We start from the raw sequence: 26,930 nt of genomic DNA on the forward strand, positions 1-26,930 counted from the left end.
CATAAAGACTTTTCGACTATTAATTCAGCTTTAGAGAAATTGAAAAATTTCTCCTAGATCAAGCTGGTTGATATTGCAAAAGTCCACACAGAAAATCTTTAAGTTAAGGAGAAACGAAATGGGTAGATACGATGGCAAATATAACGGCACCAATGGCAACGATTCTTTTGATGCTCACAAAAAGAGCTTTGGTCCATTTGGTTTAATTAAACGCTGGGGTTCTTGGACAATGTCTGGAAATGGAGGTGACGATACTCTCACTGGTGGCGCGAAATCTGACAAACTTTATGGCAATGCCGGTAATGATCGCCTATACGGCTTAGGCGGAGATGACTATCTAAGCGGAGGTTCTGGCAAAGATAGGCTTTATGGGGGTACAGGTAATGACTCAATCTACGGGGGTACAGGCAATGATTACCTCAGTGGTTCGTTTGGAGATGACTACCTTAGCGGTGGTACGGGTAATGACTCAATTTATGGAGGTAGTGGTAATGACACACTCACTGGCGGCAGTGGCAATGACATCCTGGTAGGTGGTATAGGCAAGGATACCCTGATTGATGGTGGGGGTTATGACACATTTAAATACTACAGCACTTCTGAAAGTCGGGTGGGTTCAACCCAACGGGATGTCATTACAGATCTTGACCGAGGTTTTGACAAGATTGACTTGTCGTCCATTGATGCCAACACCAATCTTTTTGGCGATCAAGCTTTCAAATTTATCGGTACTAGTAACTTCACGGGGACGGCTGGCGAAGTTCGCTATTTTACCAGCGGCAGCTCTGCTATTGTTCAAGCAGATATCCATGGCGACGGTAACATAACAGCGAACATGGAAATTCAACTGAATAATATCTCGTTCCTCAGCGCCAGTGATTTTGTTTTGTAATTTTGTGCCGTATTCGGTTTGTGAGCAAGGATAATTTTTCACGCTCTTGACTAAGGAAATGCCTTGCCAAAAGCCTAACAGCAATGTTGAAATACAGCATCTACTACTGAAGGTGGATTGTTCAGGAAATTAACTCAAATAATTGAGTTCCAAGGTATCAAGCTAATTTTTACATCGTTGCGTTACATAGGTCTAAAAATCATGCCTGTGTAACGCTTCGCTATCACCACCACTTTGCTGAGAGGCTAACGCAGAGTTTCGCTAACGTACTGTGCTGCGCAAGTACTAATTCTGTTCTCTGTGCGTTGAGTTGAGTTTGGAGTGGCGATCGCAACACTCCAAGTTCTGAGCTCAATATTTCCAGTTCCCAGCTCGGAGTTCCGAGTTCTGAGCTCGGAGTTCCGAGTTCTGAGCTTGAAGTTCCGAGTTCTGAGCTTGGAGTTCCGAGTTCTGAGCTTGGAGTTCCGAGTTCTGAGCTTGAAGTTCCGAGTTCCGAGCTTGGAGTTCTGAGCTGATACCATCAACTGCGGTAGTCAAAGCCTGAGGCTCCCCTCCCTTCCTCTCTCCGCGTCTGGAGCATCATCAACATCTGTAGCTAACATAAACAAAATTGGTCTTACCAGGGACTGCCAATTAAAGTAAAGCCAGACCAGTAATAAGGGTGGGATAAATCAGCATTCTCTGGAAACTTTAGATGAGAAGGTAAAGGAATACTACCGCCTGACCAGTGGAATGTACCATCTTCGATATAGGCTTCACCACGGAGCATAGCAAGCTGTGCTTGTCTTAATGCTTCAGCTTTAATGGGAGCCTCGCGCATTTGTTGGTAAAACTCCACCATCAGTCCTAGGGTGCCAACATCGTCTACAGACCAAAGGCTAGCTAAAGCCGATTTTACTCCTGCCAGGGTGGAAAAGCCAGCAAATCCTAGTTCAGTGTTGCGATCGCCTAATGCAGTGCGACAAGCGCTGAGTACCACCAGTTCAACGGCAGGATTATTCCAGTTTAGTTCTCGAATTTGATTAAGACGCAGTTGCGTATCCCAAAGCTGAATATAGGCTTCGTCTGGTTGATCGAGGGAAAAGCTGGCATGGGTTGCTAAATGCACGATGCCGAAGGGGGTATTTTGGCGTTGCTGTTGAAGGTTTCTCAGCGTAAATTCCTCGTTCATGAATACGCTGCCTTTCCAGACGGTGTTCGCAATTAGAGGCGTTTCCACTTCAGTTGCAGGAAGCGGTTTCTCTTCCTCACCAAATTCAGAGGCACCCATTGCCAGCACCTCTGTATCGTTGATGTTAACGTAGGTCATATCGGTCAGACTCAAGCTAGGCATTAAGCCGACACTGTACTGCTCAATTAAGAATTGCTGACCATCATGTAAGGCGGCAAGGGGAAGCGATCGCAATCCTTCATCTAAAATAAAGGCAATGTTATCGATTTCTCTTTCTTGGAGTTCTGTGAGCAATGGCTCAACCAACCATTGGTAAAATTGTTGAGCATATTCAGCTTGCAACCCATCGAATCGATTGGTTTGGAAACCTAAAGGCAGAGTGAGTTCTTCGCGGAAAGCTTGCGCCATGGCAATAACCTCGTCTCGCTGGGTTCCCAAAACTGGAAGGCGGATCACTTCGTCACTAGCCGTCACCAGTAAGAGTTCCAGTTCGCCACTTCTTGGGACAAACATGGCATAGACGAGGGCGGGTTTAATTCCTGTTTGCTCTTCAATTCGACGCAGAGAGCGTTGAGCTTCACTTAATTTAATTGTGTTACCTTCAGATTGATTACTATTGTTTGGTAAAGACGCATCATTAGATGGGTTGGCAGTAGTCAAGGCAGTATGAAGCGATTCAGACGGCTGTGGAGAGTCAGAGTCACTAGAAGTAGCATTGCTGGAAGTTTTTGAATCTTCCGGAGGCTTGGGGGATTGAGAGTCGGTATTTGGTGGCGCTTCTTGCCGTGGAAATTCTGAATTATTCGAGCGTACAGCAGTGTCTAAGTCTGTGGGTAAACCTAGCTCAACACTCGGATTATTGGAGTTCGATTGCTCTGAAGATGTTTGATTGCTTGGATCCCGGAACACTCGTGCAATGTATTCCTTGTAAGGCGGAGTCAGTCGTTTCTCAAATTCCATGACACCCAGATCCATGACAGACGGGTCTAAAATCATAAAGGGACTAGGGGGGTTGTCGAAATCTAAGGATGGGTCAAGCAGTGTGGGTTCAATATCTATGCGTAAGATTGGGGGATAAACAGGTGGTTCTTCTATAGGGAAGTAGGTAGTAAGAATTTGGATATTGCCGATAGTAAAGCTTTCCAGGAATGATTGCACTGGTGTAATAGTAAAATTGCCACTGGTAATAATTCCTGCGGTGCCGTTTTCGCTGAAGTTACCGACATTGAAGGGAGTATTCCTGATGCCGCCACCGTGGTTGATAGTAATATCCCCTCCCCCGATACCGCCTGCGGTGGAGATGCTGATGTTGTCATCGAAGGTTTCGGTAGCCCGGAAAAATCTTTCTGTGAGGATAAATACGTCACCGCCGCTACCATTGCTACCGCCACGGGCATCAATAAAGCCGACTTCGATGTCTTCAAGAGGATCCAGAGAGACATCACCGCCATCACCTGTGAAGGAACGGGTGCGAATATTACCAGTGTTAATTGAAGTTTCAGCATTCACCTCAAGATTTCCACCGGATTGCTCTCCTGTAGTGGTGATGTCACCTGTGGTGATGCGATCGCTTTCTAGTGTAATATCTCCACCACTGAGACTTCCACTAGCATTGAGTTCGCCTTCTGATCTGATAGCGTCGTTGGCAGAAAGGAAGATTGCTCCTCCATTGGTAAAAATGGTATTTGTGAATATGTTCTGTCCTGCAGTTAGCTCCACTGAACCATTACTTTGAATACGAGCCTTCCTGAGATCAATGGTTTCATCCGCATCAAACGTGACACGATTTGCCTGAATAGATGCCGTATCAACGAGCAAATTAATGGTGATATCGTTCCCAGCCTTAAAGGTTACATCTCCAGCGAAGATTGAATTTGCATTTACTTGAGGTCGGTCATCTTCGCCAATAAAATTGATATTTCCAGCAGCTTCTACTAACACATTACCCGGTATTGGAGAACTGGCGTTAATAGATTGAGGTGTTGCTGGCGTTGAACCACTTCTCAATTCAATATCTTCACCCGATTTAATTGTGATATCTCCTGCTTCCCCTGGAATCGCAGCACTCGATAGTGTAATTAGTCGTCCGTCTACGGCTAAATCATTACCTGCCTCTAGAGTAATTTGGCCTCCATTTCCGGCTCGATTTGTTGGCTGTCCACTAACTACTTGTGAACGAGTATCAATCTGTCCATTAATCGCGAGGCTTCCACCTGCATCAACGGTAATGTTTCCTCCATTGCCTGTATTACCGTTACCGATTACGGAGGAATTCGTTTCGAGGTTGCTAGTGGTGGCATTACCTGACGCTATGATTTCAATATTGCCACCATTACCAGCATTACCATTACCATCCACAACGCTACGAGTGAAAATCTGAGTAGTAGAAATATCGCCACTATCGGCTACGAGTGAAACATCGCCACCATTACCAGCATTGCCATTACCTGTGACCTGATTTGTTGTTTGAATGCGCCCAGTTGTGATATCTCCGTTGGCAGATTCAAGAGTAATTGCTCCTCCAGCCGTAGAAATGCTAGCAGAGTTAATATTTTGACCTGCACTAACATTAACCTGACCGCCATTAACAGTAGTTAGGGTATCTGCGATCGCAACTGCACCAGTAGCATTAATATTTAATCCTTCAGAACCCAAATTGGCAGAGGACAAAATATTGACATTCCCTGCATTAATATCTAAACCTAACAGTGGACTGGTATTACCAGGCGCATTAACTCCGATGGGATTGTTAAATTGAACCGTTCCATCTCCTGCATCTAGAGTTAAAACGGCATCTCCTTCTAAGCCACCTGTAAAGGTAATCGTGCCGCCATTAGTTGAAATGGTTCTGGGTACTGTACCAACATTAGTCGTGCGGGAATTGGGAAATACATCAATTGAAATATCTCCACTACCAGATTGAATATCTGAATTAAGGGCTAATCCATCAAATCCTCTAAGGGTAATATTGCCGGAACCATCTGCAATAATGGGTGCGTTGACTGCAATAGCCCTCGTTCTAATAGAACCATTGCCTGCTGTACTAATTCCATTAACATCTCCAATTGATGTAATAATAAGACGGCTAGCTGTATCGAAGTTGATATCGCCAGAAATTCGACTACGAGCTGCAATGTTTGCCACTCCATTATCTCGAACTCCGATATCAAGACCACCAGCCGGACTATTTACATCGCCAATTCCAAATGCAGCATCAAATAAAACTGAGCTATTATTTCCAAGCTCTAAGTCAGAATTAATTCCTTCAAAAATAGCTCCTGTGGAGATGAGTTGGAGAGTGCGATTATCTGCAATTGAGAGAATTGGAATGCGAGTTACCGGATCATTGTCTACAAATCCAATATCTCCGCCTAGGATGGTCAGGTTATAGTTTTTGGTAGCTAAGTCAGTATTCCCAATTTGTACTCCGCCTAATGGTATTTCCTGATTGTTGGCATCTACAGTAATAGGGTTGCCAATGGTAACGGTTCCAGTGGTATTCAGATTGAGTAGTTCTGCTTGGCTGATGTTGAAATCACCGAATGTTGTATCGCCAATTCCAATTGTGCTGGCTGTATCGAAGGGTTGAATTGTAATGTCACCTGTACCTGCATCAATGATGGAATCCAGTAAGACATCTGTTGCTGTGAGAAAAACATCTCCTGCTCCCAAGGAAAGAATATTTGAGCCTTCTAAGCGGATTCCAGCAGCACTAGCAGAAGTTCCTTCTAAGGTGATTGTGCCTATTCCCGTCGATTCGATAATGCCTACAGGATTACTTACAACATCAAAAATATTGCCGACAACAATGCCGTATTCAGTGTCCTGAGTCCCGTTGCTAGTTCCAACTAATCTAATATTTCCATCAACAGAAGAGACGCGAGAGATAAAGTTAGGGGAATCGCTGCCAACAAATATCCCGACATTGTAGTTACCATCTCCGTTGACTATACCCTCTAAAGTGATATTTCCGATTCCAGTTGTTTCTACTACTGCCCCAAGATTGATTTCAATACCTTGGGTAAAATTTCCACTTCCTGTTCCTCCAGTGCCATCTAAGAAAATATCACCATCCACTGACGAGATACTACTTTCTCGATAAATGATTATCCCCTCGTTGTTGCTTCCATTTCCGTTGCCGCCTGTACCTGTCAGGTTGATACCACCATTTACTGACGAGATACTACTTTCCTGGTCAATCCATATTCCTTTATTGAAGCTACCGTTACCATTGCTTGCAGTACCATTTAATGCAATATTTCCATTACCAATGGTTTCTATCGAACCTCCATTTTGGAAATAGATACCATGATTACCAGTACCACTACCATTTCCAACCCCAGTCAGTGAAACATTAGCACTACTAATAATTTGCGTATCACTTGCTAGCAGAATTCCAACGTTTTCATTAGTGCCATTACCGCCTGTTCCATTAAGTGTTATGGTTCCATTTCCACTCGTCTCAAAAATGCCACTATCTTGAAAATAAATTCCGTGGTTATTGACGGTTGTACCGCCACCTGTACCCGTTAAACTACCTGTACCCGTTAGACTAATATTGCCATTTACAGAACTGATACTCCTCCCCAAATCAACAGTTTCATCACTGAAAAAGTGAATCCCGTAATTGCCACCACCGACACCACGACCTGTTCCAACTAGGTTAATATCACCGTTGATTGAGCTAATACTGCCACCGTCTATCCTGATGCCTCGGTTCGAGCCTCGAAGGTCAAGGCTAGCATTACCACCTGTACCATTGATGTCAATCTGACCATCTGTTGTTCTGACTTCAGAGCCGACCATCATTGCAACACCAGGATTATTGAAAGTTCCAGTCCCACCTGTACCATTCAGGGTAATATTTCCAGTTCCAGTTGTTGCTACCGTAGAACCATTAAGCGCTCCAGTACCATCTTCTCCACCAATCGATATTCCACGCTGATTATTAGCTCCACCACCTCCAGTACCTTCTATGGTTATATTGCCGTCTACTGAAGTGACTTGAGCATTACTATACAGGAAAACTCCATAATTACTAATTGCTGTCCCATTTCCTCCTGTTCCTGTTATATCGATATTTCCAGTTACTGTTTCAAGAGTAGAATTTCGGCGAATCTGAACTCCCGCATTTTCTCGAACTCCTCCCCCTCCTTGTCCCGTGACACTGATATCTCCGGAAGTTGTCCCTAAGCTACTTCCTAAAATTGAAACTCCTATTGCATCGCCAGCAGTTTGACCTATGCCATTCAGTTGAATACTTCCTGTAACAACATCGATAATGCTGTTGTTAATTAATATGCCGTTAGGAAACGTTGCACTTCCCTGTCCAGAAGCTGTGAAATCTCCACCTTGAGTTGTAATCGTGGCACCAGCAACACTAACTACTCCTCCCCCAACTCCATCAGCATTAGCCGTCAAAGTAACATTGCCCCCATTCGTAGCAATATTGGAGTTAACCGCAATATTATTCCCCGCCTCAGCAGTCAATCCAACTTGAGGTTGAGCAATATTGACATCAGCACTAAACGTAATATCATTCGTAGCCTGCAAAATCACATCTGCCAACGCAGCGTTAAGCAGTGCTGCATCAATCGTGGTAGTACCTCCTACACCCGTATCTGGATCTAAGAAATTATCAACGTCAGTCAGTGCCGTTGCTGTACCACCCGTTGCCACAATTTCAATATTGGTTGGGTCAAGCAATAGTGTCCCCATCGCACCATTTGGCGCTGAAGTATCTACTGCACCTTGAAAATCGAGAAAATCAAGTCCCGAAACTTCAACAAAACCACCATTACCAAACTCTGACCCCCCACGCGCCGTAATATTCCCATCAAAGCCTGTTACATCATCGGCCCAGACAATAACACGCCCACCATTACCAGTTTGTAAAGCATCAGCAGTAATCGTAGAATTGCCATCTACAAAGGTGCGAGAAGCATTAAAAACGCTGCCCCCACCTTGATAATCGCCACCAATGCGAATTGTGCCACCCCCCGTATCTCCATTCGCCTGAATCGTGGCATTAAGGATACCAACGAGATCGCCTAGTATATTAATCTCAGAAGTAGATGAACCCGAAGCATCCACCGTACCAGAAACAATTGCCGTACCCGAAGCCGTAGGAATAGAAGCATTAGAACCAGTGAGATAAACAGTACCATCCGCTTCTACCACAACACCAGAGGCATCAGTAACCTTACCGCCAGAGAGCAAGCCTGGGATATCCAGGGGAGTAAACGGGATAGGACTAATCGCAGAATCAGGAGAATTGAGAGAACCCGGAGTAATGGTATTAAGTTCCAAACTCAGCAGGCCATTCTCCTGGCTAATACGCACCAAATTCTCACCCGGAACCGCCGCAACAGTAATTTGACCCCCCGCAGCAGAGAAAGTGCCTGTGTTGATTACACTACCACCAACCAGAGTTAATGATTGCCCCAGTGTCACGCCTAGCTCCCCAGCATTGATAATAGAGCCAGGACTGCTCATAGTGAAGGCAAATGCATTAGGATTACCCACTAAAGCAGCATAATTATTCTCACCAAAGGCATTAAACCAATTGTTATCAAACCCAATGCCATTTGCTGTTGTTGCAGTGAAAGAACCAGGCACATCCAAACGAGCATTACTGCCAAAAATTATGCCTGCAGGATTAATCAAAAACAGATTAGCGTTGCTACCACTAACCCGAATCAATCCATCAATCACCGACACATTGCCACCCACCACGCGACTCAGGACATTCTGAATCTCAGAATTGGATAAGAAATTGGCAATCTGGTTGGCATCTAAGCCAAAATCTTGAAAACTGTGGAACAGATTACGACCATCCCCAGAAAGGGAACCGCCATCAATATTAAAAGTTTCTCCATGGCGCTGTATAGTAGTTCCCGTGCCGTCATTAGCGGGGGTAACTTGAGCGTTTGCCTGGATTGGGGTGAAAACAGTGAGAAGAGTCAGAAGGAAAGGTTTGAGAGAAGATTGTGGGGACATGGTTTTATATAGATAAATTCAACAAGGTATAAGTAAATAGTCTTTCTCGACCCCTAAATCCCCCAACTTTGGGGGACTTTGAGTCAGTACTCCCCAGAATTGGGGGTTGGGGGGCTTAAAAAGCTTTATCTCGTACCCAATGTTTCCAATTGTTAAATTCGCCAGTGGTATCAACTTTGGGAGACTTTGAAACATTGAAAATTCTTGTTCCCCCCAGAATTGGGGGGTTATTAGGGGGGCGAAATGCAAGATATTGAGTTTTGATTAGGAGATGTGTGTGCACGGTTCAGGAACCCATCACTCTTCAGGGAGTGTGCAGCAATTAACTAAAGGTTCATCAGCGATCGCTTCGAGTCCCACGGTAGAATTATCGAGAAGTGTGTGCCATGCCTCAAGCAATACTGGGTCATCTGGTGCAGCTAACCGTGCGTTTCCTAATACCGTCAGCGCATCGTACCAAATGCGATTATCGACATAGACTTCGCTGAGTTCACGGATTTCCTGGGATGATTTGCCTTCTAAGGTCAACTCTGATGGGGCTTCAATAGCAACGCGACGGATAGAACCTGTAATATAGGCAGGGCGATCGCCAGCATCATCACAGTACATAGCAACCATCCAACGAAAGTATCCCGATTCAGCCTCTACATCAGAGTTGCTCACCGGAAGTTGAACTGTATCGGGTAGGGGGAGGCGAACAATACCTGCGGGGGCATCGAGGTCTTTGAGTCGGGTACGATATACAAGAGTGCCAGACTCATCCTGCACCATCACCAAAACTGACTTAACCGACGATAATTCAACTGGCACTTGAACCCATAGAGTCGGGTTGGGTTGAGTTGTCCATCCTCCCTGTTCATTCACAGGTACCAGGGGAGTCAGTTCAAAATCACAATCACCTCGACTGGCCGCAGAATCAGATTGTCCCTCAGGAGGTCGTCCGGTATCCCTGAAATCATCATTAGCCCTCACCCCTCTAAGAGGGTACAACACCAAGAGCGCTATAAGGGGAAATGCCCAAATATTGAATTGAGCAATTTGGGGGCGTTTCATGGGAAAATTCTCCGGTAGATGTTTGATCCAAACCTGTTGAAGTTAATCCTGTTTCTGCATCGTGCAGGAATACTGAATAAAACCTGTCATAACGGCACAGCCAATTACTGCGGGTATCAGCGGCAACCACCATCCAACCTTCAATGCTAAGAAGCAAAGCACGCTCAAACCAAAGAGTGTGGCGAGTACCGCTAAGATCATCTGACCGCGAATACGCAACAGCATCATGACCCCTGCGATGCCTAACGTCCCAACATAAACCAACAGAACGTCCCCCCACGGGGGTAGTGTACGGAGCAACGGACGATTATCCTCAACCGCACTGAGGATTTGGCTAATCATGTGGGCTTGAACTTCTACCCCAGCCATCTCGCCGTAAGGTGTAAGATGATAGTCACCAAAACTTCGGGCAATAGTGCCAATTAGAATGATCCGATCGCTAACCAAGTCTGCTAGTCTATTATCCTGAACTCCCTCTAGTAATTCAGATAATGAAAGGGTGGGAGCAATTGCCTCTGTAGCACGATAGTTAAGTAGAGTATTGTATCCACCCATCTCGACACTGTGGTAGGCTCCGCTATGTCGATTGAGATTAGGAAATTCAACTCCGTTGATAATTAATGTGCGATGAAGCCGAGTAGCCTGGAAATCGGACTTATGTTGCAAATACTTGCCAGCAACCTGATAACTAAAGGATTTATCTGTGTTGCAGCCTGTGTCAGGTGACATGCCGATTAGATGACGGCGGATTAGCTTATCTGGATCAGAGACAATATTGCTAAAGCCTAACTGAACTAGCTCTATACTTGGTGGTGGGTAAATCGTATCCAACTTTTCACCTATCTCAACTTGACAAGTAAAAATGGTGTTTTCAGGCAGTTTCAGATTGCTGTCAACTTCAGAAAAGTTGTTATAATGGTTAGTCTGAGCAGATTTGATTGCCTTAACTACTGGTTTGAACTTTCCTGTTACAGGACGTTCTCGAAAAATGTCAACGCCAACCACTACTGGGTCATAGGGTTTTAGCTTTTGCAAAGCTATTGCTAAGGCTTGATTAGACAACGAGCCATCCCGCTCATACCCTTGCTCATCTTGATAGCGCAAGTCAGCCTCATCAATGGTGACTAGCAGTATCCGCTCATCTAAACCTTCAGCCGGACGCAGCCGCATCAAGCGATCAAACGTCCAAAACTCTAGTAGCTGCAAACCTCCTAAGAACCGGACTCCCATTACTAAACTAGTAAATATGAAGCTGACCAGTGCAGTCCGAGATATAGTCTGGCGGTGCAGTCTATCCGTCCGCCTTAAGGGATTTAGTTGCACTAATGGCAAGGATCGCTGCTGTAAATCATGCCAACTAAGAAGTGTTCTACCCAAAGGCTGATAAATCACAGGCAACCAACTAGCACAGGGATAGTTCTTCTCCATCCCCTGTAACCGTTCCCTTGCCTCCCTTTGAGCCAAATGTAACGACTGACCCTGAGAAAACGCTCCCAGGAAATACTTGAGAAACTGCTGCGCAACAACATCCGGCACAATTTCCCGCATGACAATCATCTGGGGTAATTGCAACTGTGCCAGCGCCTGGGCTAATCCCAAACCATCGCAAGAATTAAAAATCGCCAGTTGCAGACCATTGGCGATCGCTCTACGCACCCCATAGCGTACCTCATCAATTGTCAGATGAGTCGTTGAATTAAGCCGCAGTACCCCCTCTCCTTGCGGTTTGGTCTCACTATGTCCGGCAAAAAACAGAATATCCCAAGACTGCTCATACAAAATATCATTGAGTTCTTGGTGAGTAGGTTCCACCAAAAACTCCACCCTAGCCCCAGGTAACTGATTCAAGGTCTGGCAGTCACTTTCAATGTCAATATTAGTGCGATCGCCTAACACTGCCAAAATATTCACCTGCTCAGAGTCGGAAGCTGCTAAATTCGTCTCAGAGGAACAGGCATAGGAGTGTCCACCACTCAAAGCAATTTCTGCCTTGGGATATTGCTCAATGAAATCCCACAGATGCCAAGGAAGCGCTTGAACCTCAGCATTAGCCGTGCGGATTAATACCTGAACCGAATCATCAGGCATCAACACCTGCCGTAGCCGTAACTCCACATCACGAAACGATTCCGAACGCAACCAACTCTGAAACTGTTCTCCTAACTGTTGAGCAGATTTTCGACAAGCTTCTAGAGGATTAATCGTTCCGTCGTATTTAATTTTATAAGGCTTGATGGCACGGCTGGGAGTTGCCAGCCGTCGATAATCTTGCTGCCACTGGATTAAGTCATCGAATAGAAGAGTTGAAGGCGGCAGGTAACCATCAATAGTCATACTGGAGGCTAAATCACCTTGACTAAGATGCAGAGTGACGTAAAAGCCCTGATTATTGAGGTTACCCTTAAGTTCCAGTACAGCTAGTTGGTTCATGGGAGTTAACCTAACTCACACTACAAACGCCTCATCAATTGTCACATCTCCTAATTCGATACGCAGAGAAAAGCGATCGCCAACTTCTCCATGAAAACCTAATTCAATCATGCGGTTCTCCTCTCGTGCCTGGGCATGCATCACAGCTTCACCCACCGCATCAATAACAGTCATGGCTAAACCTACCGGGAGAAATGCCTGCTGTGTGGGTGGACAAATCTTGAGTTCAATGCCTAAATTTGCCTCTGATTTTGGGACTAGTTCCGTAATTAAAACAATTGGTTCAACCCCCTGCTGGATAGGAACTTCAAAAATTTTGCCCCGCACAACCCGAGACAGAACTGGTGCCGTTGATTCGGCTTCGAGTGAACGAGTATTTTGCCATTGATAGTGTGTCAATGAGATGCCCAGAACTTCATCTAAGGTGTGCCAGCCTGTTTCAATTTGACCGTGCAGCCAGTGGGTGAGTTGCGTGACTCTTTCGGTGAGAGAATCAGGTTGATATTGGTCGAGATAGATGGGCAACTCAGACATTGGACGGAGATTATTTAAAGGCACCTCTTCACGATCAACCTGTTCGACAAAGCCGAGAATTAGGGCTTCTGGTTGTTCGGGTTCAATTTGCACTACCACATAGGCAATGCGTTCATCTTGTACTTCTGTGGGCACGTAGCACACTGATGTGGTATCTCTGTCAAAGGCACAGATGGGACGACACTCAATGCGCCCTCGACCAATTACATCCAAATCAGCAACATTAGTGGTCATCCGCATTAGGGGATTCCAGCTATCGCAGTTGGATGGATCTGATGCAATACCGAGGATTTTTAAATAATTGTTGAGTGTACAAACGGCTAGTGTATTCAGGTAGACTTGTTGCGCTTTGGCTTCGTCCGGTTGCTGCTGAGCAAATTGATGGGCAATCTGTCGCGCCTTCTGAGTAATTAAGACGGGTACAGCAACCTCCTCTTGTATGCGAGTTGGGTCAGTCATCATAGTTACCTTGTTTAATTAATTAATATTTGGTTTTTTCTTCTATAACAGTTCTCAAATGAGTGAAGTACACTAACTTCTGCCTACTACCTACTGCCTCCTGCCTCAAAACCAACCGCTTTGTACCTCATGAGTACGAGAAACGCTATATATACCCTTGGACAACGCCAAACTCTCGCAGCAGGGGTAAACAATTGCGATTGTAAAATTTGGGTAAGTCTTTGGCTTGGGCTGGAGTTAACTCAAATTCCTGGGCAATTTCTTGCCAGGGAGTCTCTGAGGGAAAGCGTTTCAAAAAGAGTGCTTGGGCGTTGATTTCAGGGCGTTTGCGGAAACAAGTCTGCTGTAATTTTCCCTCGGGATCTTGTTGAACCCAGGTAACGGTTGCTTGCCAGATTTGCATAGCTTGGCTGGCACCTGGATTGGAGGCTAGATTGTCAAGCGGATGCCTTGGGGTGTCCTCATCGCTGGCAATGGGATTGGCTTGCCGTTGTTGTTCTTGGTTTTGGCGATCGCGCCATTTCTTGAGTGTCCATTTGAGCCGAGTATCAATCCAGGTAGTCACGGCACTAATCTTGGGATTGTAGTCTTCTAAGTGTTGGCAGCAGTACTCCCAGGTTTCCTGAAAAGCATCGCTGTAATAGGGTGTGTTTTCTTTCCAGATTTTGCCGGAGTTGACCACCAAACGGTAGATTTCCTGGATGCATTGCTGACGTGCCACACTCCTTGGGGGATGGGTGCAGGCATCAGCAACTAGTTGTTTCAGGGTTTCGTGTAATGCACTCATAGTGAATTGACTGAGGTGGCAGAGGCATGGGATGCCACGTGTCATGGTGTGAGAGAAGCTTTGGGGTTTAATCAAGTGCTTCACTCAGCCCTAACCAGTTATAGGGGTTGCAATAGACATTTTCGCAAAATGAGGCGAAAAAGTTTTTTTTGATGAAATTTGCGAAAAGTTTGTTTGCCAGTCCTATAACTTTACAGATTGGATGTTGCGATTGCAAAGACAGATAAAAGCGATCGACTTCCACTCACTCTCTAAATTTTACCTAAGTCATTTCACGTTTAGCCAACCTATCAACGGATTGGCACAGATGTTAATGCTCTCAATTAACGCCTATTGCGAGGTAACTATGGAAATCACAGGTAGTGTTACTGAATTTCCCCTACCCGAGCTTCTTCAATTATTGGATCGACGACACGTAACAGGATGTCTTTCCCTAGAAATTTTCTCAAATTACTATTCGGAACTTCAGCCTCAATTTTATGCAATTTGGCTCAATCAAGGAGATATCGTTTCTATCCGTCATGGCTTCTACAAACAAGATATTTTCTCTCTAGCTGTTCAGAAGGAATGGATGAGTAAGTTTGTAGCTCAAAAGCTGGCACAGCGATGTCCTGACAATATGGCTGCTGGACTTTATTTGGAGTCGCAAAACGTACTCGATTTTGGACAACTTCGTACACTATTTTTTGCGGAAGTCGTTCATCGAGTTCAGAGTCTTTGTGAAATAAAAAGCGCTAATTTCAAGTTTCAAACTCTTACTGAATTACCTATGCAGGAGATGACAGGATTGAGTATTCCTGCATCTAAAGTTGCCATGCAGGGGTTTAGAGGAGGAAGGGGCACTAGCTTCCAGTCTGTTGAGAATCTAAAAAATAGAATTCCTGCCAAACCATTATCTAAAGCCTAGATTTTCTAGCCAACGGTACTTCAACTAAAATCAAAGGCTAAGCTGTTACACATTTAAATTCGGTATAAGTAGCGACCAAGATGGTCAAACTACAAGGATTTCCCAATTATTGACAATAAGGTTTAAATAATGAACAACTTAATGAGAATGTAATATTTGTCTAAGTCTTATTAATAGCTGCGGGCGACATTCTTGAGAACAGTTATCGGGCCATGTTCTTGAAGCATCTTCATTTGCTGTTCGTTTCGTACCAAAAGAGCACCTGCAAATCCTAAAGAGTTCACAGAAATCGACTCGAAATCTTCTTGCGATCGCGGTATTAGCAACATCCACTCCCGCGTAGCTAGAAGATTATAAGGCCCAGATTGCCGGTTGTTACTTGCTCCGTCGCCTTGCAAGCCGACTGCCCGAAGCAGGGTATGATAACACTCCAGGGTTGCTTCAGCAGCCACCTCAGGTGATTCTCCCCAACTAGGGTTGAGTCGAGCTAAAGCATTGACGAAAGGAAAGTCCGTGATTGTCCCCACGGAGTCTGAAAAACTGGCAGATGCGATCGCCGTTTCGATGGGTATCTTTGGCCCATTAGCTATCAAAGGAAGAGGAACGAGTTGCAAATGCTTGTGTCGCTGGCTAGCACCAGCAATTTTCCCGCCATTATAGAATGCTAAGCCATCGAATTGCGCTAAACATGCCCACATAGCCTGAAAATCTTCTAAAGTGAGCAACTTTTCCTGCTCTTCAAAGGCACGCGTGACAATCAACAAGTGATAGTCAACTACGTTGAATTTGTTCAATAGACACAGGTGAGTCTCAGAAATATCTGCTACAAATAGGTCTTTTTCTGGGGGTAGGAAAGGGTTAAACTCTTTACCAGAGGCGAGAGTTTTTTTATCCTGTTGCTGCTTGGCTTTATCCTTGCGTGCCAGATTAGACAAAATCCGAACCAGGAAGTTAATGCCGCCCTGCTCCACAAACTGGTATTCTGTTGGTATTGACTGGAGTGCGCCACATTGGATAGCGTGTTGTGTTTGTTCCTTTACTCTTGTCCATAGTGTGCCAGGTTCCAGCTTGAGTATTGCCTGTGAGGTGGGTTTTCCTTGGGACATGGTCAAATTTTGTATGGGCAGAAGATTTGAGTAATTCGAGAGCTAGTTTAGGTTCTCGTGCGCATCCAATCTAGACCACATAACTGATTTTGACTAGGCTTATTGTGGGGATTAAAAATTGTTAACGTCCTGATTTGGGACAAAGATGTCTTGCATTCAACTAAGAATCGCTATCTATGACTAACATTTTTAACTTACCTGTCGAACTACCCAACGAAGAGTTATTTGAGTCTTTAGCATCCAGCACCAACCTATTAATTGAGCGCATTATTTCCACCGGACAAACTACGCCAACAGGAGAATGGTATGACCAAAAAAGAGACGAGTGGGTAATTCTCTTACAAGGCGAGGCAAAAATTGCCTATCTCGACAATCCTGCTGTTACTCTCAAAGCAGGAGATTATCTCTTGATCCGGGCCCATCAAAAACATCGGGTAGAATACACTAGCTCCGAGCCGCCTTGCATCTGGTTAGCAGTTCATGGCAACTTGCAATAACAGAGTTTATTGTAGTAGTTGCTCTACCTGAGATTAAGAAAAGCCTGTTCTGACACTTCTCTAGTAATTGATATCTAACTGATACCAACTTCCGAGACTTAATTAATAAACAGCATCGCTGATAATTGGTTAAGAGCTGCTATCCTTTCCACCGTATTACGCCAATCCTGTTGGTCTTGTTTGCGTTTTTCTATGGTTCTAAACTCGGGCCAAACTTTTGAACGCACATCCTGTTCATTTAACAATATTTCCCATTCTTTTTTCATCCCTTTGGCATAGATTACTAAATCAATAAATTCTTGCACCATATAGTATCTAGCCTGACTCGGTGCTTGTAGCCATTGCTTTAAAGTTTCCTGGCAATTATCAACAGCCTTCCGATAAAGAATCTCCAAATTATCCCGCACTTCTGTGGCATTAGATGGTTCTGGTGGAAAATCTTGGTTTTCCGAGGTGTTATCGGTGATGTCAGATTGGAGTATTTCGTCTAGATGTTTCCTAACTAAATGCAACAGTGAACTTCCGTAAGAAAACTCAAACTCCCAAAGAGTTCTAAATCCTAGTTCTAGTTGGTTTCCTCGTTCGGCGAGCAAATCTGCCATATCTTTGAGAAATACAGCATCTTTAGTTGCTATTAATTCTCCCAAACGACCATGGTTTACTAAGACATCAACTACCGCAGACTTAACTTTATCAATGGACTTTCTCAGTCCTTTATCTACTTGCAAAAAATGCCGAGATAAGTGTATTCTTAGTTCGCGAATATATATACGGTAAATAGCTTGATAAGACTCTTTAAACTCAAACTCATAACTACGGTTTTTGATCTCCTCGTCATCTAGGGGAATTCCCCGATCATTCTCGCAGTTTTGCAGCGCAATCTGGACCGCTGCCTCAAAATCAGGATCGACTTGCTCGCACTGCTCCTTAAGTTGGTTTCTGAGGGCAACAAGACTACTAATAAGTTCTTGAGAAAGCTGATCAAATAAACTTCTAAATTGCCGAGAATCACTAGAATATTGAGTTAAAGTCGAGCGGGCTTTTTCCAGTTCAGTATTAATTTGACTGTGCAGTGTTCTCAGGCGATTTTGACAGGAACTAGCATAGCGCTTATCCAACTCTTTAATCTTGACTGTTAGATAGTCGATAACTAGATTAAAAACCCGATTAGCATCCTCAGAATCCGCACAATCAACAATTTCAGTATGAGCTACTTTAATCGTACCAAGATTTTGTTTAAGTACCTCACAAGCTTTGATATTTTCCGTCCTAGTACTGTAGTTAAGCACCATAAAAGATCTTTTTTCTAGGTCATTAAGAGCTTGAGCTGCCTTGTCATAAAGCTGTATATCTGAAGATTGCCATTGATAACGCTGAGGGTCTGGTCTTTTAATAAATAAAACTATATCTACCTTCTTACCTAATGTTTCTAACATTAGCTGTTCGTCTCCTAGCTTAGAGTCACCTAAACCTGGTAAATCGACTAGGGAAATTTTACCGACATCAGGGTTTTTGAAAGGACAAAATATTTTAACTTCTCTAACTGCTAAATGCTTAAAACTGGTAAGGTTATTGCGCATAGTGCCATCGCGTTTTTGAATTACATATTCTGAAATTTCCTCTACTTGAATTGATAGCTTTTGAGGCACCCCTGGCTTGAGTAAATGCCGATATTTATCGAGGGTGAGGTGATAATCATGCCGTAGACGTTGATAGATATCTTCATCAGCAGCACTACGGTTGCTCTGTGCAGAGAATTGTTGCTCGGCAAAAGCATTCAGGTTGTCTGGTTTGTCAGTAAATCCTAACTCGTCGTAATAAGGCCAAATTACCTCTCTCAGGAAGGAATCTTCTGAATGTAGTGTGACCTCTGCTTTCGTGGTAACATCCAGTTTTGGTAAATATATCTGTTCCTGAATACCGTATAAGTTAGGACCAAAACCATTAGATTGTGTTATTTTTTTTGAGGAAGATGGTTCGGGTGATCTCTTCTCTTGCAGATTTTCAATTGTACTGCGGACAGCGGTACAAGCTCCCCCTTCTAAAGCAGGAATCTCTTGATCAGTAAGTCCACTCAGGCTCTTGAGCAATGTACTCTTCCCTTGTCCCATTAACCCAATTACGCCAATATTTAAGGTAGAACAAGACAAGCGTTCTTTGAGAATGCCGAGTTTCTTATACTCTTGCTGAATTAGTTGTATGAGGTGGTAAAAATTAAGGTTGTGTAATTTTTTTTTGACCTCAGCTTCATTAACTGATACCTCTAATCTTTTACGGTAATTTTCTAGGTGACTAATTGCTGAAGAAACTTCACGTAGATGTGTTTCTACACGTTGAATTTCCTTGACTAGAGGTTGACGTTGCTCGATGATGCTGGAAATGCGCTGCGCTCTAGTTAGGTTCTGTGGAATAGTGTTCATGAAGCATATCCAGACTGGCTTTAACCAATTTAGCTAACAAAGAAGGTGCATAGGCAACAAAAATAAATCCTGTGTCCTATTAGTAATCTCTACTAGCGCTAAACTCTAGTGAGTAAGCTTACTCTACCTCAATCATTATGGAGAACTACCGTATTATCTCAGAACTGACTGAGCAGCAAGTTTGCGAGTTAACACAATTGTACAAAAATGAATTTTGGAGTCAGAATCGAAGTAAGCAAGATGTCACCAAGATGCTGGCAACTTCGGATATCGTAATCGGATTAGCAGGTAAAGGTGCTGAGTTAATCGGATTTGCTCGTGTTTTAACAGATTTTGTTTACAGAGCATTTATTTTTGATGTGATCGTTAAACCAACTCACAGAAAGCAGGCTTTAGGTAAAAAGTTATTGGATTTAATCGTTACTCATCCCCAATTGCAAGCGGTAGAGTATTTGGGTCTGTACTGTCTGCCGGAGATGGTATCATTTTACGAAAACTGGGGATTCACTACTGAATTGGGGGGGCTTCAGCTAATGGCTCGTCCTCAAAGAAGATAGGTGCTTTTGTTGGATTGCGATCACACCTAACCAAATACTTGCTCAACGGTAAAATCTCAATCGAGCTTCTGCCAAATCGACAAGCGATCGCGACTGTTTAGCAAGACAAGGCTAGTGTAACACCACAGTATCATAACTAGGTACTGTGTTGCATCGACTAAAGTCATCCTCAAGGATAGCCATTATATTGGTCAGCTTGAGGAAGTTTTGCAGTGTAAATTGTTAGGCAGTAGTAGCCTTCCAGTGTCATTCTTTTGCTATTACTGAGAATTTTTAGGGAGACTTACAAAAGTAGCCTTGATACCTCTGCGTGCAGAAGTGCAATGTTGGGATCGCGTTGAATAGCTTGATAATAACGTTGCTCCCGTGGTGTTCCTTCTTCTGAAGGAGAAATCAAGGAACGCACTCCATCTAAAAGTTCATTAGCTTGGTGTAATGTTATTGGCTCTTTGGCACTCAAGAGTTCATCAATCTGGATAATATATTGAGAGAAGGGACGCAGCCAGCTAAACCATTCGTCTCCAATAACGAGCTGAAAAAACTCTCCTTTGGATTGAATGCGTCCGTGAAGCCGCTCGTAAACATCTTTTTCAGAATCGAGTAGTGCCTTATGAAGGTGAAGTAGTGCAGTGCGTATCTCACGCAAGCGCTGGAAGGGGAGATCTAGAGGAAGCTGGGTAGAAGACATCGACAATGAGTGCAATTGCTACTATCTTCATCTTGTCATATTGACTCGACTTGTCTGAGCGATTTAGTTTCTTTCTTGGCGATCGCACTTTTTCCTCAATTCATTGGGGCGATTGTCGGGGAGTGATCTAGTACAACGTGGTGTGAAGCTGCTTTAGTTCATCCTTCCAGGATGAAACTCATCAGCGTTCCGCCCAAAAAAAGCCAATCTATCCAAAACACTATATGGGCGGTAATGATTCCCCAAAATACTCTTTGGTAAGAAGTCTTGCTACTTTTATGGCGTAACCTCCGTTGAGCTACAAATGCTCCTAACCATCCACCCATCAGTTCACATAGATGTAAAGTATTTTCTGGCAACCTCCACTCTCTCTTCCTGGCGCGGGATTTATCCTCAGCGTACAGAAAAAAAGTCAGCAAGCTCATTACAGGATATAAGACTAGAGGAATTAAATTAGAAGTTGTTAAGGCAAAGTGGATAGCTCCCCCGATAGGAAGTAGAGACAATAGCAACACTTCCAAGAGGAAGGAAGAGGATTTTGATGTAGTTTTAAATGTAGTTTTTTTAGCCGAAGCATTAGAAGAAAATTGAGGCGTTGGCTGAGATTTAGCTCCTGTAATCAAGGCATTGCCAGCACAAATTTTTCCCTTATTGTCAAGGGTTGTTTGATAGTGAACAATATCACCTAATTGTGGACGACGATAAGCGTTATTGAAGGCACTGATGTGAATAAAAACCTCTTGATCTCCATCATCTGGCTTGATAAAGCCGAAGCCCCTATCGTCTTTCCAAACTATTAATTTGCCTTTACGCCTAACGGGTTTCATGAGTAAAGTTTTCCGGGGTTTTTACCAAAGACTAATTTGGAGTACTCCTGATCAACAGGGTGGGCAATGCCCACCCCAATTACTACGCCTTAAACTTCTCGGTAATCCGCTTCATCGCCTCTTCTATATTCTCTCGACTATTAAACGCCGAGAGGCGGAAATAACCTTCACCCGCAGCACCAAAACCAGAACCCGGTGTGCCAACTACATGGCAATTATGCAATAACTTATCAAAGAAATCCCAACTAGAAAGACCATTAGGTGTTTTCACCCAAACGTAAGGTGCACTCACACCGCCAGACACTGCCAATCCCGCTGCTGTTAGCTTCTCAAGAATAATCTTGGCATTTTCCAAATAGAAACTAACTAGTTCTTGAATCTGTTTCTGCCCAGCCTCAGAATAAACTGCCTCAGCACCCCGTTGCACGATGTAGGACACCCCATTAAACTTAGTAGACTGGCGACGGTTCCACAACTTCCACAGTTGCACATCGGAACCATCGGAGGCTTTAGCCATCAGCGTCTTTGGCACCACCGTCAAGGCACAACGAGTGCCAGTAAATCCGGCATTCTTAGAGAAAGAGCGAAACTCAATCGCACAATCTCTTGCTCCTTCAATCTCGTAAATGGAGTGAGGTAAATCTGGATTAGTTATATATGCTTCGTAGGCCGCATCGAAGAAAATAATCGAGCCATTAGCCTTAGCATAGTCTACCCATGCCTTGAGGTGTTCTTTAGTAGCAGTGGCACCTGTAGGGTTGTTGGGAAAACACAGATAAATCAAATCAACTTTCTGGGAAGGAATCTCAGCCGTAAAGTCGTTCTCTGCGGTAATTGGCAGATAAACTAAGCCTTGGTACTCACCCTGATCATTCGCTGGCCCGGTGTGTCCGGCCATGACGTTGGTGTCCACATAAACGGGGTATACAGGGTCAGTAACCGCAATTTTGTTGTTTTTACCAAAAATGTCGAGAATATTGCCAGTATCGCACTTAGAACCATCAGAGATGAAGATTTCTGAGGCATCTACCTCACATCCCCGTGCTTGGAAGTCGTGGGCCGCAATTTTTTCTCGCAACCAACCATAGCCTTGCTCCGGGCCATAGCCTTTGAAGTTGTCGCGATTGCCCATATCTTCCACAGCTTTGATCATAGCTGTGCGGCAAGCTTCCGGCAGCGGTTCAGTAACATCGCCAATACCTAGTTTAATGATTTTGGCGTTGGGATTAGTCTCTGTAAAGGTATTCACCCTGCGAGCAATTTCCGGAAACAGGTAACCTGCTTTGAGTTTGAGGTAGTTATCGTTAATAGTTGCCATGTTGAGTCGTCATGAATGCAGTAAAACAGTTTACGACTAATCGTCGCATTACCAGTCTGAAATTTGTTTTCCTAGTATTTCAGGAAATTGGAGAGAATACTATCAAGCGATCGCTTAACCCAAGTATCACAGATTTGCAGACTAAAATAAGCAACCAGCAAATCCAACTAATTAAAACATAATTCCCAGCAACATCATTATCCCAGCCACCGTAGCAGCAAGTATGATTAGAGGTAAGATTTTTCCGTCTAGTAGTTGATTATCATTTTGTTGAGCATTCAGTATTGGCGCTATAGCCCCATGGCGAGCAATTCCATCTCCTATAACTTGCCAATTCTCTGATTTCACTAGGCTCGATAAACCCCGCCAAACCCGTGCCTTAATCAAAGATTCTTCTGCTTTGTTTTTCGTGACAACTACTAATATACCCTCCTCATTTGGCAGAAAATATTCCTCCAGTAAGTTTGCTAATTCTTTTTGGCGCTCCTCAGAATTTTTGCTGATTTTATAAAAAGACTCTCCGCCATATTCCAGATTTCTACTAGTAAGTAATTCTTGCTGTTTTATTGCCAACAGCTCAATCTTTTCAGAGAAAACTTGAAACCCGTGTTCACTGCCAAACTGCACAGTTTCGTCAATATCTTTCCTCAGAGATTCCCAGTCTCGTAAAGCACGAATAGCAATCATCCGTAAAACTTGCTCGTTTTCTTCAGAGTCTTGAACCACCCAGGCTACAGAATTGCGAACTGAGCGATCGCGAAAATCTTTGCGCTCAATTGCTTGTAAACTAGTGACTAGCAGCAGTAACTTACCATCGTATCTAGCCAGTACTAGGGAAGGAGCTTCACTCTGAATTAAATCGTTTATCCGATTATTTTTAATAATAGATGGCATTTGGGGTAGCCAACGATAACCATCCTCTTGAGAAAAACCGCGACTTTGGACATAAATTTCCATTTTTTATTGCTTCCTTTGGAGAAGAGATAAAATAGGTGGGAATCAATATTTATGTAGAATTAATATCTTACTTAGCTTTTAGGATTGTTCAGCAAAGTTTCTCCCTGCAATAGTACAAATCCGCCAGTGGTTTTGCATCCATTAGCAAATTCGTAAACTGCTCTTTTCAGGTCATTATCTAAACCCAACCAATCGCGGAGAAAATTGAAGAATTTCCACTGACGTGTATCTAGATGTAGTCTTAACAAAAACCTTAATAAGTATCGTAGAGGTTGTTCACTATCCTGGGGATTATACTGAGCATCATGGCTGGTTTTGCGAAAAACAAAATGCGGTTTGCCATCAATCATCTCAATTCGCGAGAAAACTACAGTACCCACTGTCTGAACAGGTGTAACAACCACGGCTACTTTAGTCCGCAGATTTTCCACTTTTAAAAGGTCAAGTAATTTAGCATATCCTTCCTTGATGCGTCGCAATAGCTCAGCAGTAGATTCTGCACTCTGCAGATACTTCTCACACCGTACAGGAGCCAAGATCACTAACCGTGGTGAGTCTAAATCTCCATAGGCTTTTTTAAACAAACTTGTGATCTGTTGTTCTCTATTGATTTTAGTATGCCACTGACCGTTTTTTTCCATCAAAGCTGGCGTATCAATAGCAATAATTACTGCTGCTGATTCTTTAATAAAACTCTCAATCATTTCCTTATTTTCAAGAGAGCTTTTAGATTCGTGCCATTCGCCTGGATAGTCTTGGAAGTGAATATTAAGAGATGGCTTAGACCCCTTTTTCCCTAACTCAAACAGAAAAGAGCGATAATTTTCTGTACTGCTCATCCAGCCCTTAGTTTCAAAACTATCGGGAAGACTTTTGAGTTCCGCTAAGCGTTCTTGCAAAATTGCTGAGCTTTCTAAGTCAGGAATAATCTGGAGATTAGTTCTGCCGATATTGCTTTCAAACTGCTCATACATCGCAGTTAAAAGACTCGTCTTACCCACGCCACTAGGCCCAAGCATTGTAATTTTAACTTCGTGCATCAAACTTTCCTTGCTGCGTTACTAAGAGCCAATTAAACAAGCTACTCTACTGGTCAAAAAGTCTAGGTTGCTCTGAAGTTGCCCAAATCTTTTCCCACAAGCTCCAAAAATTGCATTGAGTCTAACTGATTAGTACTCGCCGCCTCTTCTACTGAGTTTAACCACTCCCGTAACCTGCGAGTGCGATCGCCTAATAGTGCAAATTCTGTAGGCCATACTTCGCCGCGTACTTCCTCTAAGAAAATTCGCCACTCCTGTTTGACATTTTCTGCCCGCAGCACCCGATCAACAAACTCTTCTACAATGGCAAATGCTGCTTGACTGGGTTCAGAGAGCAAGTCTTCTAAAGCCGTCTCACAGCCGTAAATTGCTTCTGCATGAAGCGTTTTCAGGTTAGCCAAAACTTCTGCTGCACAGGGAGATTGAGAAAGAGTCAGCGTCGCTTCATCCGGTGTCAGTCCGTCTAAATGTCGGCGAATTCGGTGTTGAATTAGTCCCCGATAGGATAAGTCGAATTCAGAGAGAATCGTAAAGCCTAATTTTAGTCTGCTCAGGGTTTCCGGTAATTGCCTAGTAATCTGATCAATAAACTCAGTTCCTCGGTAGTCTGTTAGTTTTCCCAAATGTCCCTGCTCAACTAACACCTCTGCCACTTGAGATTTTACTCGTTCTATTGACTGCTTGAGTCCGTCATCTAGAGAGAGAAAATGCTGCGACAGATGAGCACGAATTTCGTTTAAATATTGGTAATAAGCATTAGGATAACCACCAACGCGATCGCGTCTTGTTTCGATTTCTTCAATTGAGGGAATACCTGTGTCTTGACGGCATGTTTCTAGAGCCATCACTACTTGTTTTTTGAAGTCACTATCTTGGGTATTGCGCTGTTGTCTGAGTGCTCTTAGTAAACCTTCTAAACCCTGAGTAAGTTCACTCCATAGCTGATCAAATAGCTGTACAAATAACGCGAACCATGTATCGCGGGGTGTTGCTTGACCCAAGGCTAAACGAGCTTTAGTTAACTCAGCTTTAATTGAACTATGGAGTTGCAGTAAGCGTTCCTGACAGGAAGAAGCATACTGTTGATCTAGTGCGGTGATGTTAGTTGCTAAGTAATCCAGGACTTGGTCAAGTAACTGATTGGCTGCTTTGGGAACAGCACAGTTCGCTGTAATACACTCAACAACCCTAATGTGTTTGTCAGTAATCGTATCCGCTAAATCTTGGCAATTATTGGCATTGTCCCCATTTTTTGCCTGAGAATTAGTGCGGTTGAGAATCATGAAAGACCACTGATTGATCGGTAGGTCAACTAATGCCGCCCGCGCTGTGTCATACAACTTTACATCCACGTCCGCCCAGTAATCTCCCGATGACTTGGGCATCCTCATAAATAGTATTGCATCAACTTCTTGTCCCAGAATTCTCATCAGTCGCTCTTCGTCACCCACGCCAGTATCACCCAAACCGGGCATATCAACTAAAGCGATTTGCCCTACTTGAGAATTAGGGAATTTACAGACAATTTTGACTTCTGTTACTGCTAGGTAATTAAAAAAGACACGCCGACCATCGGGAGTGTCTTGTGCCACATATTCTCGAATTTCGTCTCTGGCAATGCGGCGGGGTGAATTAGCCTCAAGCAGTGGTTGATATTTATCCAGATGTGTGTGATACCTGACAAGATGCTCATACATTGCCCCTGGCTCAGCATAGCCTGGAAGGTCACTGGGCAAGGAAGGTAAGGGCTGACTGGCAAACTCTGTTAAGGTGATTGGCTTAGCCCCCAAGCGCAGCTTCTCGTAGTAGGGGCTGATTACTTGCTCTAAGAAGGAGCGTTCTGAATAGAACCAAACCTCGCCATAGGTTTCTACAGATGGGTTGTGATGAATTGTACTACGAACGCCAGTGCAGTGTTGGCGATCGCCATCAGGAATTTCTGCTGCTGTCAGTCCGGTTAAACTTTGCAATAAGCGACTCTTGCCTTGACGTGCTCTGCCGACAACTCCCAGGTTGAGTGTATTACGAGCCAAGCGCACCCTTAACTTGCCTAATGCTTCTAACTCAGCAGCAATGCTAAAACTAATTGTTAAAAAGTCAATTTCTTGTAAGCGTCCAGTAGCTGTTTGGTTCTCCAGCTTGGCTAGTAACTGGTTACGATGTTCCTCTAGGTGGCGCAGTGCTTTGGTAAGGGACAATAGCACTGCTTCAACACTGGCAATTTTTTGAGCCAGGGGTCGGCGCTTCTCAATAATTCCGGCAATACGCGCTGTTCTACTTGTGTTCAT

The 26,930-nt window shown here is 43.9% G+C and carries 19 protein-coding genes; 5 read left to right on the forward strand and 14 right to left on the reverse strand.

The features are described 5' to 3' along the window. The first annotated feature begins 118 nt into the window (after positions 1-118). Positions 119-892, forward strand: coding sequence for a calcium-binding protein (locus tag ACT7WV_RS23275; protein ID WP_445105158.1), 774 nt, complete (start codon positions 119-121; stop codon positions 890-892). Positions 893-1,243: 351 nt separating this feature from the next. On the opposite strand, the gene ACT7WV_RS23280 is transcribed toward ACT7WV_RS23275, so the two are convergent. The 6 genes from ACT7WV_RS23280 to ACT7WV_RS23305 form a co-directional block, all read right to left on the reverse strand. Continuing rightward, a complete protein-coding gene (locus ACT7WV_RS23280) occupies positions 1,244-1,429 on the reverse strand; it encodes a hypothetical protein (RefSeq protein ID WP_445105159.1) in 186 nt (61 codons plus the stop codon). 79 nt (positions 1,430-1,508) lie between these two features. Further along, complete coding sequence (locus ACT7WV_RS23285; RefSeq protein ID WP_445105160.1) at positions 1,509-9,062, reverse strand: CHAT domain-containing protein; 7,554 nt, start codon at positions 9,060-9,062, stop codon at positions 1,509-1,511. Between the two features lie 297 nt (positions 9,063-9,359). Continuing rightward, the gene (locus ACT7WV_RS23290; protein WP_445105161.1) at positions 9,360-10,115 is read right to left on the reverse strand and encodes a DUF928 domain-containing protein; all 756 of its coding nucleotides are present in this window, start codon (positions 10,113-10,115) and stop codon (positions 9,360-9,362) included. A 42-nt stretch (positions 10,116-10,157) separates the two neighbouring features. Continuing rightward, positions 10,158-12,545 carry a CHASE2 domain-containing protein gene (locus ACT7WV_RS23295; RefSeq protein WP_445105162.1) on the reverse strand — a complete coding sequence of 796 codons (2,388 nt, stop codon included), beginning with the start codon at positions 12,543-12,545 and terminating at the stop codon, positions 10,158-10,160. A 15-nt stretch (positions 12,546-12,560) separates the two neighbouring features. Beyond that, positions 12,561-13,541 (reverse strand): DUF1822 family protein, encoded by a 981-nt coding sequence (locus ACT7WV_RS23300; RefSeq protein ID WP_445105163.1) that lies wholly within the window; start codon positions 13,539-13,541, stop codon positions 12,561-12,563. 142 nt (positions 13,542-13,683) lie between these two features. Further along, a complete protein-coding gene (locus tag ACT7WV_RS23305; RefSeq protein ID WP_445105164.1) occupies positions 13,684-14,325 on the reverse strand; it encodes a sigma-70 RNA polymerase sigma factor region 4 domain-containing protein in 642 nt (213 codons plus the stop codon). Between the two features lie 346 nt (positions 14,326-14,671). Here ACT7WV_RS23305 and ACT7WV_RS23310 point away from each other — a divergent pair, with 346 nt between their 5' ends. Beyond that, positions 14,672-15,232 (forward strand): DUF4388 domain-containing protein, encoded by a 561-nt coding sequence (locus tag ACT7WV_RS23310; protein WP_445105165.1) that lies wholly within the window; start codon positions 14,672-14,674, stop codon positions 15,230-15,232. Between the two features lie 170 nt (positions 15,233-15,402). Here ACT7WV_RS23310 and ACT7WV_RS23315 read toward each other — a convergent pair whose 3' ends face one another. Beyond that, positions 15,403-16,338 carry an ATP adenylyltransferase family protein gene (locus ACT7WV_RS23315; protein ID WP_445105166.1) on the reverse strand — a complete coding sequence of 312 codons (936 nt, stop codon included), beginning with the start codon at positions 16,336-16,338 and terminating at the stop codon, positions 15,403-15,405. 176 nt (positions 16,339-16,514) lie between these two features. On the opposite strand from ACT7WV_RS23315, the gene ACT7WV_RS23320 reads away from it, so the two are divergent. Then, positions 16,515-16,835, forward strand: a complete 321-nt coding sequence (locus tag ACT7WV_RS23320; protein ID WP_445105167.1) for a cupin domain-containing protein — start codon at positions 16,515-16,517, stop codon at positions 16,833-16,835. 98 nt (positions 16,836-16,933) lie between these two features. On the opposite strand, the gene ACT7WV_RS23325 is transcribed toward ACT7WV_RS23320, so the two are convergent. Next, positions 16,934-19,255 carry a dynamin family protein gene (locus ACT7WV_RS23325; RefSeq protein WP_445105168.1) on the reverse strand — a complete coding sequence of 774 codons (2,322 nt, stop codon included), beginning with the start codon at positions 19,253-19,255 and terminating at the stop codon, positions 16,934-16,936. A 137-nt stretch (positions 19,256-19,392) separates the two neighbouring features. Here ACT7WV_RS23325 and ACT7WV_RS23330 point away from each other — a divergent pair, with 137 nt between their 5' ends. Further along, the gene (locus tag ACT7WV_RS23330) at positions 19,393-19,812 is read left to right on the forward strand and encodes a GNAT family N-acetyltransferase (RefSeq protein ID WP_445105169.1); all 420 of its coding nucleotides are present in this window, start codon (positions 19,393-19,395) and stop codon (positions 19,810-19,812) included. 283 nt (positions 19,813-20,095) lie between these two features. Here ACT7WV_RS23330 and ACT7WV_RS23335 read toward each other — a convergent pair whose 3' ends face one another. The 3 genes from ACT7WV_RS23335 to ACT7WV_RS23345 all read right to left on the reverse strand — a co-directional run bounded on the left by ACT7WV_RS23335 (position 20,096) and on the right by ACT7WV_RS23345 (position 22,645). Beyond that, on the reverse strand, positions 20,096-20,500 hold the full coding sequence (locus ACT7WV_RS23335; protein WP_445105170.1) for a hypothetical protein: 405 nt from the start codon (positions 20,498-20,500) through the stop codon (positions 20,096-20,098). 158 nt (positions 20,501-20,658) lie between these two features. Next, positions 20,659-21,327, reverse strand: a complete 669-nt coding sequence (locus tag ACT7WV_RS23340) for a DUF1294 domain-containing protein (RefSeq protein ID WP_445105171.1) — start codon at positions 21,325-21,327, stop codon at positions 20,659-20,661. A gap of 82 nt (positions 21,328-21,409) precedes the next feature. Continuing rightward, positions 21,410-22,645, reverse strand: a complete 1,236-nt coding sequence (locus ACT7WV_RS23345) for an LL-diaminopimelate aminotransferase (protein ID WP_445105172.1) — start codon at positions 22,643-22,645, stop codon at positions 21,410-21,412. An 11-nt stretch (positions 22,646-22,656) separates the two neighbouring features. Here ACT7WV_RS23345 and ACT7WV_RS23350 point away from each other — a divergent pair, with 11 nt between their 5' ends. Next, positions 22,657-22,827, forward strand: a complete 171-nt coding sequence (locus ACT7WV_RS23350) for a hypothetical protein (RefSeq protein ID WP_445105173.1) — start codon at positions 22,657-22,659, stop codon at positions 22,825-22,827. On the opposite strand, the gene ACT7WV_RS23355 is transcribed toward ACT7WV_RS23350, so the two are convergent. From ACT7WV_RS23355 to ACT7WV_RS23365, 3 genes are all read right to left on the reverse strand, one after another. After that, entirely contained in the window at positions 22,817-23,602 is a 786-nt protein-coding gene (locus ACT7WV_RS23355) for a hypothetical protein (protein ID WP_445105174.1), read from the reverse strand. The genes ACT7WV_RS23350 and ACT7WV_RS23355 overlap by 11 nt on opposite strands. Before the next feature lie 71 nt (positions 23,603-23,673). Then, positions 23,674-24,642: a TRAFAC clade GTPase domain-containing protein gene (locus tag ACT7WV_RS23360; RefSeq protein ID WP_445105175.1), complete on the reverse strand. Its 969-nt coding sequence runs from the start codon at positions 24,640-24,642 to the stop codon at positions 23,674-23,676. A gap of 62 nt (positions 24,643-24,704) precedes the next feature. Further along, positions 24,705-26,930 (reverse strand): hypothetical protein, encoded by a 2,226-nt coding sequence (locus tag ACT7WV_RS23365; protein WP_445105176.1) that lies wholly within the window; start codon positions 26,928-26,930, stop codon positions 24,705-24,707.

It is taken from the genome of Symploca atlantica LB2515 (genome assembly GCF_052546295.1).

What these genes read in the sequence shown, in the direction of transcription:
- ACT7WV_RS23275 (WP_445105158.1), top strand. Translation starts at nt 119, where the DNA reads ATGGGTAGATACGATGGCAAATATAACGGCACCAATGGCAACGATTCT.
- ACT7WV_RS23285 (WP_445105160.1), bottom strand. Translation starts at nt 9,062, where the DNA reads ATGTCCCCACAATCTTCTCTCAAACCTTTCCTTCTGACTCTTCTCACT.
- ACT7WV_RS23290 (WP_445105161.1), bottom strand. Translation starts at nt 10,115, where the DNA reads ATGAAACGCCCCCAAATTGCTCAATTCAATATTTGGGCATTTCCCCTT.
- ACT7WV_RS23295 (WP_445105162.1), bottom strand. Translation starts at nt 12,545, where the DNA reads ATGAACCAACTAGCTGTACTGGAACTTAAGGGTAACCTCAATAATCAG.
- ACT7WV_RS23300 (WP_445105163.1), bottom strand. Translation starts at nt 13,541, where the DNA reads ATGATGACTGACCCAACTCGCATACAAGAGGAGGTTGCTGTACCCGTC.
- ACT7WV_RS23305 (WP_445105164.1), bottom strand. Translation starts at nt 14,325, where the DNA reads ATGAGTGCATTACACGAAACCCTGAAACAACTAGTTGCTGATGCCTGC.
- ACT7WV_RS23310 (WP_445105165.1), top strand. Translation starts at nt 14,672, where the DNA reads ATGGAAATCACAGGTAGTGTTACTGAATTTCCCCTACCCGAGCTTCTT.
- ACT7WV_RS23315 (WP_445105166.1), bottom strand. Translation starts at nt 16,338, where the DNA reads ATGTCCCAAGGAAAACCCACCTCACAGGCAATACTCAAGCTGGAACCT.
- ACT7WV_RS23320 (WP_445105167.1), top strand. Translation starts at nt 16,515, where the DNA reads ATGACTAACATTTTTAACTTACCTGTCGAACTACCCAACGAAGAGTTA.
- ACT7WV_RS23325 (WP_445105168.1), bottom strand. Translation starts at nt 19,255, where the DNA reads ATGAACACTATTCCACAGAACCTAACTAGAGCGCAGCGCATTTCCAGC.
- ACT7WV_RS23330 (WP_445105169.1), top strand. Translation starts at nt 19,393, where the DNA reads ATGGAGAACTACCGTATTATCTCAGAACTGACTGAGCAGCAAGTTTGC.
- ACT7WV_RS23335 (WP_445105170.1), bottom strand. Translation starts at nt 20,500, where the DNA reads ATGTCTTCTACCCAGCTTCCTCTAGATCTCCCCTTCCAGCGCTTGCGT.
- ACT7WV_RS23340 (WP_445105171.1), bottom strand. Translation starts at nt 21,327, where the DNA reads ATGAAACCCGTTAGGCGTAAAGGCAAATTAATAGTTTGGAAAGACGAT.
- ACT7WV_RS23345 (WP_445105172.1), bottom strand. Translation starts at nt 22,645, where the DNA reads ATGGCAACTATTAACGATAACTACCTCAAACTCAAAGCAGGTTACCTG.
- ACT7WV_RS23350 (WP_445105173.1), top strand. Translation starts at nt 22,657, where the DNA reads ATGAATGCAGTAAAACAGTTTACGACTAATCGTCGCATTACCAGTCTG.
- ACT7WV_RS23355 (WP_445105174.1), bottom strand. Translation starts at nt 23,602, where the DNA reads ATGGAAATTTATGTCCAAAGTCGCGGTTTTTCTCAAGAGGATGGTTAT.
- ACT7WV_RS23360 (WP_445105175.1), bottom strand. Translation starts at nt 24,642, where the DNA reads ATGCACGAAGTTAAAATTACAATGCTTGGGCCTAGTGGCGTGGGTAAG.
- ACT7WV_RS23365 (WP_445105176.1), bottom strand. Translation starts at nt 26,930, where the DNA reads ATGAACACAAGTAGAACAGCGCGTATTGCCGGAATTATTGAGAAGCGC.